The 11,019-nt window shown below is 68.0% G+C and carries 9 protein-coding genes; 8 read left to right on the top strand and 1 reads right to left on the bottom strand.

What is annotated here, in order from left to right; translation table 11 throughout:
• The 8 genes from KBA48_RS30065 to KBA48_RS30030 all read left to right on the top strand — a co-directional run.
• Positions 1 to 631, top strand: a 631-nt coding sequence (locus tag KBA48_RS30065) for a FliH/SctL family protein (protein ID WP_292912374.1), incomplete at its 5' end; no start/stop codon positions are given.
• A 39-nt stretch (positions 632 to 670) separates the two neighbouring features.
• Complete coding sequence (gene fliN, locus KBA48_RS30060; protein WP_292912373.1) at positions 671 to 1,003, top strand: flagellar motor switch protein FliN; 333 nt, start codon at positions 671 to 673, stop codon at positions 1,001 to 1,003.
• A 3-nt stretch (positions 1,004 to 1,006) separates the two neighbouring features.
• The gene (locus KBA48_RS30055) at positions 1,007 to 1,900 is read left to right on the top strand and encodes a MotA/TolQ/ExbB proton channel family protein (protein WP_292912372.1); all 894 of its coding nucleotides are present in this window, start codon (positions 1,007 to 1,009) and stop codon (positions 1,898 to 1,900) included.
• 43 nt (positions 1,901 to 1,943) lie between these two features.
• Positions 1,944 to 3,482, top strand: a complete 1,539-nt coding sequence (locus KBA48_RS30050) for a sigma-54 dependent transcriptional regulator (RefSeq protein WP_292912371.1) — start codon at positions 1,944 to 1,946, stop codon at positions 3,480 to 3,482.
• A gap of 52 nt (positions 3,483 to 3,534) precedes the next feature.
• Complete coding sequence (gene flhA, locus KBA48_RS30045; RefSeq protein WP_292912370.1) at positions 3,535 to 5,646, top strand: flagellar biosynthesis protein FlhA; 2,112 nt, start codon at positions 3,535 to 3,537, stop codon at positions 5,644 to 5,646.
• 112 nt (positions 5,647 to 5,758) lie between these two features.
• Positions 5,759 to 6,766, top strand: a complete 1,008-nt coding sequence (locus tag KBA48_RS30040; RefSeq protein ID WP_292912369.1) for a GTPase — start codon at positions 5,759 to 5,761, stop codon at positions 6,764 to 6,766.
• Entirely contained in the window at positions 6,763 to 7,557 is a 795-nt protein-coding gene (locus KBA48_RS30035; protein WP_054167179.1) for a MinD/ParA family protein, read from the top strand. Before KBA48_RS30040 ends, KBA48_RS30035 begins: the two co-directional genes overlap by 4 nt.
• Before the next feature lie 23 nt (positions 7,558 to 7,580).
• Complete coding sequence (locus KBA48_RS30030) at positions 7,581 to 10,709, top strand: hypothetical protein (protein ID WP_292912368.1); 3,129 nt, start codon at positions 7,581 to 7,583, stop codon at positions 10,707 to 10,709.
• 111 nt (positions 10,710 to 10,820) lie between these two features.
• Here the strand turns inward: KBA48_RS30030 and KBA48_RS30025 are convergent.
• The coding region (locus tag KBA48_RS30025; RefSeq protein WP_292912367.1) for an OmpA family protein at positions 10,821 to 11,019 on the bottom strand (199 nt) is incomplete at its 5' end.

Here is an 11,019-nt window from a genome sequence, read left to right as displayed (position 1 = left end):
CCCCCCTCCCCCGCCACCGCCCACCTTCAGCCTGGAGCAGCTTCAGCAGCAGGTGCGGCTGGCCAAGGAACAGGCGCGCGCCGCCGCCCTGACCGAAGGTATCGCCCAGGGCAAGGCGCAGGCGGAGACCCAGGACCAGCAGGAACTGGCGGCTGCATTGCGCGCCGTGGAAAACGGGTTGAAACAGTTGGTGACCGTGCAGAACAGCCAAGCGCAGGTGCGGCGGGACAATACCACCCGCATCGCGCTGGCCATCTCCCGCAAGCTGTGGCCCGGTCTGGTGGAACGCCAGGGCCTGACCGAGATCGAGGGGGTGATCGCCGCCTTTCTGGAGGAACTGGTGGAGGAGCCGAAGCTGGTCTTCCGCGTGCATGAGCGCTGGTTCGATGAACTGCGGGGCCGCATCGGCGACATGGCCATGCGCCACGGTTTCGGCGGACAGGTCAATGTGCTGGCCGATCCCAAGCTGGGTGAGATGGATGTGAAGGTGGACTGGGCCGCCGGCGGGGCCGAGCGCGAGGTGGGACGCCTCTGGGCCGATATCGAGAAGCTGGCCGGCAACCTTCTGGCCGATTTCCCCGGCGGGCCGGGACAGGTGGGCGGCACCCACCGGCGGGAGGCGGCGCTGTGACCATGACGCATCTGATGAATTCCGGGGATAGGGGCTGAGATGGCCGGCAAAGAGGATATGTCGCTCAGCGATTTCGAAGGCGGCCGTGGCGGCGCTGGCGGCGGGGAACTGGAAGCCCTGCCCGTCGTGAAGGACCTGGAGTCCGTCTACGACATCCCCGTGCAGATTTCCGCCGTCCTGGGCAAGACCAACATGCAGGTCAGCACCCTGATGCGCCTGAACAAAGGTGCCGTGGTGGAACTTGACCGCAAGGTGGGCGAGGCCATCGACATCTATGTGAACAACCGGCTGGTGGCGCGCGGCGAAGTGGTGGTCGTGGAAGACCGGCTGGGCGTGACCATGACCGAAATCATCAAGACCGAGCGGGCGTAAGGCATGAACGACCGCGCCACCACCCGCACCCGGCCCCCGGCACCGCCACCACAGGCGGCCCCGTCCGCACCGCCGGCACCGGCACCCGCCAAGGCGCCGCCCCTGCCGCGCATGCGACGGCGGCTGGACCTGGCCACCATCATCGGCCTGTCATCGGGGCTGCTGCTGGTGCTGGGTGCCCTGTTCATGGGCGGCGGCGGTGTCGGATCGTTCGTCGATATCCCGTCCGTGCTGATCGTGCTGGGCGGCACGGCGGCCATCACCACCATTTCCTTCACCTGGCCCGACATGCGCGCGGCCATGAGAGCGCTGTCCTCCACGATGGTTGCTAATACGCCCGATCCGCGCGCGGCGGCGCAGACGGCCCTGTCGCTGGCGGAATTCGCCCGCCGGTCGGGTCCGCTGGGCCTGCAGCCCCTGGTGAAAAGCACAAAGGCTTGGCCCGTCCTGTCCAAGGCGGTGGAGTTAATCGTCGACGGGCTGCCGGCCGACGATGCCGAACGCATCCTTCGGACCGAGATCGAAGCCAATCTGGCCCGCGCCCGCACCGCCTCGGCGGTGATGCGGCGTGCGGCGGAGGTGGCGCCGGCCATGGGTCTGATCGGCACGCTGGTCGGGCTGGTACAGATGCTGGGCAACCTTTCGGACCCGTCCACGGTGGGCCCGGCCATGGCCGTGGCGCTGATCACCACCTTCTACGGGGCCATCCTGGGCTCCATGGTTTTTTCCCCCATCGCCGCCAAGATCGACCGCAATGCGGAACGCGAGGCGCTGGTCGACGGGCTCTATCTGCTGGCCGCCGGTTCGGTGGCACGGCAGGAGAATCCCCGCCGGCTGGAGGTGATGATCAATACCGTGCTGCCGCCCGAATTACGGGTGACGGCCTATGAACAATGAACCTGTTTTGAATGACCGGACCGGTGAGTGAAAGGGTAGGACGATGCGTCTTCTGATCGTGGGAACACTCGAAGGCTATATCAGCGCCGCCGGCAAGATCGCCCTGCAGAAGGGGGCGAAGGTCGCGCATACCGACAGTATCGACGGGGCGCTGAACGCGTTGCGTACCGGGCAGGGCGCCGATCTGGTGATGATCGACGTGAAGCTGGACGTGCGCACCCTGGTCGATGCCCTGAAGAATGAACGGTTCGCGGTCCCCGTGGTCGCCTGCGGCGTGGGTACCGACGCCCAGGCGGCGGTGAAGGCCATCCGCGCGGGTGCCAAGGAATATATCCCCCTGCCCCCCGACGCGAACCTGATCGCCGCCGTGCTGGAAGCCGTGGCGGAGGAAAGCCACGCCATCGTCAGCCGCGACCCCGCCATGGCCGCCACCCTGGCGCTCGCCGATCAGATCGCCCCCAGCGACGCGTCCGTCCTGATCACCGGTGAAAGCGGGACGGGTAAGGAACTGATGGCCCGCTATCTGCACCGCAAAAGCCGGCGGTCGGGCGCGCCCTTTGTCTCCGTCAACTGTGCCGCCATCCCGGAAAACCTGCTGGAAAGCGAGTTGTTCGGGCATGAGAAGGGCGCCTTCACGGGCGCCGTGGCGCGGCGCATCGGCAAGTTCGAGGAAGCCAATGGCGGCACCCTGCTGCTGGACGAAATCAGCGAGATGGACCTGCGCCTGCAGGCCAAGCTGCTGCGCGCCATCCAGGAACGGGTGATCGACCGGGTGGGCGGCAATACGCCGGTCAAGGTCGATATCCGCATCCTGGCCACCAGCAACCGCGACATGCTGTCGGAGGCCAAGGCCGGCCGGTTCCGCGAGGACTTGTATTTCCGCCTCAACGTCGTGGCCCTGCAACTGCCGCCGCTGCGCGACCGTCCGCACGACATCGCGCTGCTGGCCCAGCATTTCGCGACGAAATATTCCGAAGCCAATGGCCTGCCCGAACGCACGGTCGGCCCCACTGCCATGGCCCTGCTTCAATCGCACCATTGGCGCGGTAATGTGCGTGAGTTGGAAAACACCATGCACCGCGCGGTCCTGCTGTCGCGCGGGACGGAGATCGGGACGGATGCCATCCTGCTGACGGGTGCCGAGCCCAGCTATGCCCCGGCGCCGCAGCCCGCCGCCTATCAGCCCCCGCCGCCGCCGCAACCGGTGCAGCCCGTGATGCCGGCGGCCGCACGGGCGGCCAGTTCCTATGGCAATGCCTCCATCTATTCCCCGCAACCCTATGCGCCGCAGCCCTATCCACCGCCGCCGCCGGCCCCGGTGATCCCGCTGGCGGATGCGGGCAGCACCTTCATGCCGGGCACAACGGCAACGCAGGCGCTGGTCGGCCGCACGGTGGCGGATGTGGAACGGGACCTGATCATCGACACGCTCAAGCATACGCTGGGCAACCGTACCCATGCCGCCAATATCCTGGGTATTTCCATCCGCACGCTGCGCAACAAGCTGAAAGAATATAGCGAAGGCGGCGTATCCGTGCCGCCGCCGGCGGGCGGGGTGGAGGATGACCGGGCGGTGGGGTGACACCCGTCCCCATCACGCAGACCCCTGACACAGAACCCGAAGATCACCCCCGATGACCGACCAACCGCAGTCCAACATAGGCTCCGCCCAGGACGCCCTGCGTATTATCGGCCAGTCGCTGAAACGCGGCGAGGTGGGCTTCGCGCTGGCCATTCTGACCATCGTCGTCGTTCTGATCCTGCCGCTGCCGACTTTCCTGCTGGACGTTGGCCTGACCATTTCCTTCGCCTTTTCCGTCCTGATCCTGATGACGGTGCTGTCGATCCAGAAACCCCTGGAATTCAGCAGCTTCCCCACCATCCTGCTGGTCAGCACGATGTTGCGCCTGGCGCTCAACCTGGCGTCCACGCGCCTGATCCTGGGCCATGGGCATGAAGGCGCCTCTGCGGCCGGCCACGTCATCGAGACGTTCGGCAAATTCATCATGGGGGGCAACTTCATCATCGGGGTGACCGTGTTCGGCATCCTGATGCTGGTGAATTTCAGCGTCATCACCAAAGGTTCGGGCCGTATCGCCGAAGTGGCCGCCCGCTTCACCCTGGATGCCATGCCCGGCAAGCAGATGGCCATCGACGCCGACCTGTCGGCCGGGCTGATCGACGAGGGGGAGGCCCGCAAGCGCCGCAAGGAACTGGAGGATGAAAGCCAGTTCTTCGGCTCCATGGACGGTGCGTCGAAATTCGTGCGTGGCGATGCGGTGGCCGGTCTGGTCATCACTTTCCTGAACATCATCGTGGGCATGATCATCGGCATCGCCCAGAAGGACATGAAGTTCCTGGAGGCGGGCCAGACCTATACGCTGCTGACCGTGGGCGATGGTCTGGTGTCGCAGATCCCGGCCCTGCTGGTCTCGCTAGCCGCCGGTCTGATGGTGTCGAAGTCTGGTTCCACCGGCTCCACCGACAAGGCCGTGTTCGGGCAGCTTACCTTCTATCCCACCGCCCTGGGTCTGACGGCGGCCGTGGTCATGGCCATCGGCCTGCTGCCCGGCATGCCGAAGATCTCCTTCGGGCTGCTGGCCATCGGTCTGGCCGCCGCCGCCTATTACCTGCCCAGAACCAGGCTGATGCGTGCCGCGCTGGAGGCGGAACAGGAGACACAGGCCGCCGCCGCCCCGACACCGGTTGCCGACGAACCGATCTCCACGGCGCTGGCCATCGATCTGGTGCGCCTGGAACTGGGGTACGGGCTGCTGTCACTGATCAGTTCGGAGGCGGGGCACCGTCTGACCGATCAGATCAAGGGCCTGCGCCGGCAATTGGCGGCGGAAATCGGCATCATAATGCCGGCCGTGCGCATCCAGGACAATCTGCAGCTTCCCCCCAACACCTACCTGATCCGGATCAAGGAGATCGAGGCGGGCCGCGGCGATGTGCGGCCCAACATGCTGCTCTGCATGGACCCGAGGGGGGATCGCATCGGCCTGCCGGGGGAGACCACGACGGAACCGACATTCGGCCTTCCCGCCATGTGGATCGATGGCGCCTATCGCGAGGAAGCGCTGTTCAAGGGCTATACGGTGGTCGATCCGCCCACCGTCGTCACCACCCACCTGACCGAGATCATCAAGGACAATATGGCCGATCTGCTCTCCTATGCGGAGACGCAGAAGCTGCTGGATGAGATGGGCAAGGAACACCAGAAGCTGGTAGGCGATGTGGTGCCGACACAGATCACCATCGGCGGCCTGCAGCGTGTGTTGCAGAACCTGCTGGGCGAACGTGTGTCGGTGCGCGACCTGCCCACCATTCTGGAAGGCGTGGCGGAGGCCACCGCCTATACCCGCAACATGACCCAGATCACGGAACATGTGCGCGCCCGTCTGGCCCGCCAGATTTCCGACAGCAATACCAACGATATGGGGTTCATCCCGCTGGTCACCCTGTCACCCGAATGGGAACAGGCCTTCGCCGACAGCATCGTGGGCGACGGGGACGAGCGGCAATTGTCCATGGCCCCCTCGCGTCTTCAGCAATTCATCACCGCCGTCCGCCAGTCGTTCGAAAAGTTCGCCATGCAGGGCGAGGCGCCGGTGATGCTGACCTCCCCGCTGATCCGGCCCTTCGTGCGCTCCATCATCGAACGTTTCCGCCCGGCCACGGTGGTGATGTCGCAGAACGAAATCCACCCCAAGGCCAAGATCAAGACATTGGGGCAGATCTGATGGCACGGCCGGGACAACTTTTCCAGCGCCCTAGGGCTTTCGCCGCAAAGGCTGCTATAGTGACGACTCAAGGTGTCAACAAGGGCTGGAGGGCCGGGAAGGCGGGGTCGGCATGCGTCTGAAATCGTTCCATGCGCCATCCATGCAGGAAGCCATGCGGCTTGTCCGCGAGGTGCTGGGCGACGACGCCATCATCGTGGCCACCCGCGAGGAAGAGGGCGTCGGCGTCCGCGTGACGGCCGCGATCGAGGAAGACGAGGGCATGCTGGCGGCGCACCCGCCGATGGCGGCCGCCAACCCGCTGCGCTTCCTGGAACCCGAGGGGCCGGAACCCATTGATGTCGTGGCCGATACGTTGCTGCGCCATGGCGTGCCGGCGGAACTGAACCAGCGGCTGGTCGACAGCCTGGAAGATTTCGATACACGCGACCCGATGATGGCCATGGCCGCCGCCCTGGACGCCGTGTTCAGCTTCCAGCCCCTGCCCGATGGCCGGGCGCCGCGTCCCATGATGCTGGTTGGCCCGCCCGGTGGTGGGAAAACTCTGACCGTCGCCAAGCTATGCGCCCGCTGCGCCCTGCAGAAACGTCCCGTCGGCGTCATTTCGACCGACACGATCCGGGCCGGCGGCATCGAGCAGTTGCAGGCCTTCACCCGTGTGCTGAAGCTCCGCCTGATCACGGTGGAGGACCCGACGGCCCTGTCGGACGCGGTGGAAGTGTCACGGGGAATGGAACAGGTGCTGGTCGACAGCGCCGGCCGCAACCCCTACAACGCGCAGGACATGAAGGATCTGCGGGAATTCGTCACCGCCACCGATATAGAGCCCGTGCTGGTGCTGCCTGCCGGCCTTGATCCGGTGGAGGCGGTGGAGATCGCCAAGGCCTTCCGTGCCATCGGTGCCAGACGTCTGCTGGCCACCCGCATGGACATGGCGCGGCGTTATGGAAGCCTGCTGGCCGCCGCCCACGAGGCTGGCCTGGCTTTTGCAGATGTAAGTGCGACGACAAAGGTTGCCGATGGGCTGACCGCCCTGACGCCGACAATATTGGCCAAGATGATGATGCCGGAACTGCAAGCCGAACAGCGGCGAGCCAAGCAAACGGGGACCCACGCATGAACGACCTGTCCGCGATGATGGCCGCCTCCGCCAATGTCACGCCGCTGCGCCAGCGCAATATCCTGGCCGTGGCCAGCGGCAAGGGCGGGGTCGGCAAGACCTTCTTCTCCATCTCCCTCACGCACGCGCTGAGCAAGCTGGGCCGCAAGACCCTGCTGTTCGACGGCGATCTGGGCCTTGCGAACGTCGATATCCAGTTGGGCCTGATGCCCAAGCGCGATCTGGGCCAGGTGATCGATGGCATGGTGACGCTGGCCGGGTCCACCACCCGCTATAATGAGGGCGGGTTCGACATCATCGCCGGCCGGTCCGGTTCCGGCAGCCTGGCCAATCTGCCCCCGGCAAAATTGACCCAGTTGCGCAACGACCTGACCGATCTTGCCCGGTCCTACGACAATATCGTCATCGACCTGGGCGCCGGTGTCGATCGCAATGTCCGCACCTTCACGGCCCCCGCCGGCATCTCGCTGGTGGTGACGACGGATGAGCCGACCAGCATCACCGATGCCTACGCCTTCCTGAAGCTGTCCTATCAGGCCAACCCGATGGCCGATCTGCGCATCGTGGTGAACATGGCGCAGACCAGGGCGGAGGGCGACAAGACCTATGAGACCCTGCTGGCCGCCTGCCGCAAGTTCCTGGGCAAGTCGCCGCAACTGGCCGGCATCATCCGCCGCGACATGAAGGTGCGGGAAAGCATCAAGACCCAGACGCCGCTGCTGGTCCGCTCCCCCACCTCCGACGCGGCGCATGACATCATGGCGCTGGCACAGAAGCTGACGGCCGGCTGACCGGGCGGGCGGGCCCAAGGCCCATGTCCGCCCCGCTGCCCCCCGGCCTCACCGCCGCCCCCACCGGAACAGGCCCGGCGCCGGCCGCACCGGGTCTGGTGCCATTGGCCGACGTGATGATCCGTGCCCTGCCGGATAAGCTGGCGGGGCTGGACCGTGCCCTTGTCGTCTCCGGTCAGGTGGTGGCGCAGGAGGATGGCAAGGCCACCATCCGCACCGCTGCCGGTGATGTGGCAGTTGAAACACCAACCCCCTTGCCGACCGACCGGCCCGTTACGCTGCGCATCCCGCCACAGGTGCCCGGCACACCGCCACGGGCCGCCGCCATGGCACCACCCCCGGCGCAGACGCCGGCAGCACCCGTCAACAGCGCGGCCGTCAACCAGGCCAACGCACCCCAGGCCAGCGCCCCAATCCCCCAAGCACTGCCCCAGATACAGCCCGGCGCCACCATCGCCGCCATCGTGGTGGCCGCGGTTCAGCCGCGCCCGGTATCACCCCCACCACCGGTCAGCACGGCAAATGCGGCGGCAGCAGCCGGCCCTACAGAGCCGCCGGTCACCGGCGGGCAGAAGCCGCCGCTGCCCCCCGCAGCGCAGCCAGCACCGCCCCCAGCCCCCGCCCCAGCGGCCGAAAGCGCACCGCCACCACCGGCCGCCCCCGTCCCCACCGGGAGCCTTCTTGCAAGCCTGGCGGGTGATGCACCGGAACCGACCCCGGTCGCCGGTATCCAGCGGCCGCCAACAGGGGGGCCGGCCCCGTCCCCCCCGGCGCAAACGCCGGATGGCGGGCAGGAGGTCAGCACCCCGACGCCCCCTGCGCGCGCGGAGCAACCCGTCGACCGCGATGCGGCGCGTCTGGCCCGGCTGGCGCGGTACAACATCCCGACAACGCCATCATCCGGCCTGTTCACCTTCCGCGACCTGGATGGCCCCCCGGCCGACCGGAACGGGGCGCTGGAAGCGCGGTTGCGCGGTGCTGCCCCCCAGCACCCCCCGACGGCGCCCCCAACCGTGCCAACCGACAGACCGGCGACTCCGGCCCTGCCGCTGCGGACCGATGCACAAGCCCCGCTGCCCCCGGAAGACGCCCCCACACCGACAGGGACAGGGGCATCCACGGACCTGGCCCGCCTGCGGGGCCACACCGCACCGTCGGCACCAACGGCGGCGCCGACGATCCCCACCACAGGCGGCGCCGGGCCGGCAGCACCGGCTCCTGCGCCCGCCCCGACCGCCACCCCCGCTCAGGATGCGCGGGTTCGGGAGGGAAGCCCCCCCGCATCCGGAACGGCGCCGCCGACGATCCCCATACCCTCCGGCCCGCCGGGACCGACGCCGTCTCCCCCGCCTTCACCGCAAGCCGTGCCCGCGACGGACGGCAGCCAACTCGCCCGCGTCCGGGACAGCCAGCCGCCATCGCCGCCCACCGCCCCTCCCACGGGACCCGTCACGGCTGAAGGCTCCCCACGGCCACCGGCACCACCGGGCGACATGGCCGAGCAACCGGTGCAGGAAACCCGGCTTCGCGCTGCACCGCCGCCGTCCCCACCGACAGCACCCCCAACCGCACCGGCCGCAGCGTCACCGCGCGGTGACAGCGTTCCGCCTTTGCCCGGACCAAGGGGGGCCATGCCGGGGGAGCCGACACAGGCTGCACAGCGGCCAGACGCATCGGCGGCCGGTACCGGGGCGGGGTCAACCCCAGCCCCACAGACAAGTCGTGAACCGTCACCGGGACAACCGGCACAGCAGGAGGCGCGCGCCCGTGATGCCCGCCCGCCGGCTCCGCCCACGGCGCCGCCGACGACGGTCGTCACACGGCCCGATCCGCCCTCCCCCCGCGCCCTCCCGGAACCGGCCCTTTGGCAGGCCCGTACGCGCGAGAATCTGCCACCATCGCCGCCCACGGCACCGCCCACCGGTCCAATTGGGGACCCCGTGCCGGTCCCCGGCCGGCCGGGACAGACCGCACCGGATACAGGCCTGCAAACGGTGCGGGCGCGCGGCGCTACACCGGTCCTGCCGCCCCCACCCCCAACCGCCCCGCCAACGACGCCAGCGCCCGCCAAACCGGCCCTGACGCCGCTTCTGCAACCGGAGTCCCCACCGGAAATCCAGCTTGCCCGTGCCCGTGGCGACGCCCCGCCTGCCCCACCCACCGCGCCCCCCACGGGACCGGCCAAGCCTGCCCCGCTCCCCAACGGGCAGCCGGTGCAGTTGCGGGTACTGGCCGTGGAGGGGAATGCCGCACCGCCCGGCACCTTGCCGGCGCATCGGGACGGATTCCCGACCCTTCCACCGGCCAACAGCATCACCGGCACCTTGGTCGGCAATACCGCACAGGGGCAGCCGGTGGTGACCACGTCACAGGGGACGCTGGTCCTACGCGCCCGCACCGACCTGCCGCCCGGCACCAACCTGACCCTGTCCCTGGAAATCCCGCAGAACCGCGACCTTGCGGCCCTGCTGCCGCCGCTGGATCCTGTACAGGGGGATGATTGGCCGGCGATGCGGGAGGTGATGTCAACGCTGGTTGCCGCCGACCCGGCCATGGCCCGCGCCATCGCCGCAACCATCCTGCCCCAGCCGACCAAACGGCTGACCACCAATCTGACCTTTTTCCTGGCGGCGCTGCGCGGTGGCGACGCGGCTGGCTGGCTGGGAGCCGACGCAACGGAACTGCTGACGGCGCGCGGCGGTGGGCGCCTGCTGGCCCAGCTTCGCGAGGATTTCCAGGCCGCGGCCCGGCAGGCGGCGGAACCCACGCCGGACGGATGGCGCGCCATGCCCATCCCCTTCGGCACCCCCGATCAGGTGATGCGTGCCCAGTTGCACGTACGCAGCGCCACGGAGCAGGAGGGCGAGGAACAGCGCGGCGAAGGGCGCGGCCCCCCCAAACGGTTCCTGCTAGACCTGAGTTTCAGCAATATCGGGCCGATGCAGTTAGACGGCATGGTCTGGACGGGGCGGTTCGACCTGATGATCCGCACCCAGAGGCTGTTACCCGCCGATCTGCGCCAATCCATCGGCTCCCTGTTCCGCGATAGTCTGGAAACGGTCGGCTATGCCGGCAATATCGGGTTCCAGACGGGGGCCCATGCCTGGGCGCGCGTCCAATCCGCGCAACGCGGGCCGGGGGTCCGCGCCTGACATCAATCGCGGCCATCAGACCGGCCGGAAGCGCGCAAAAGAAAACGCCGCCCGGTTTCCCGGACGGCGTTTCCTTCAGGCTGTCGCCTTGACCTTTGCGGTCGTACCGGATCAGTTGATCACGGTCACGCCACGGCGGTTCTGCGTCCAGGCGGCTTCGTTGGAACCAACGACCTGCGGACGCTCCTTGCCGTAGGAGATGGTCTGAACGCGGGCAGCTTCGACGCCCAGGGCGGTCAGGTAGTTCTTGACCGAGTTGGCGCGACGCTCACCCAGAGCCAGGTTGTACTCGCGGGTGCCGCGCTCGTCA

This window comes from Niveispirillum sp., assembly GCF_017996735.1.
Lineage (GTDB): Bacteria > Pseudomonadota > Alphaproteobacteria > Azospirillales > Azospirillaceae > Niveispirillum.
The sequence above is the reverse complement of the archived record's forward strand: the minus strand, read 5'-3'. Positions and strand labels throughout refer to the sequence as shown.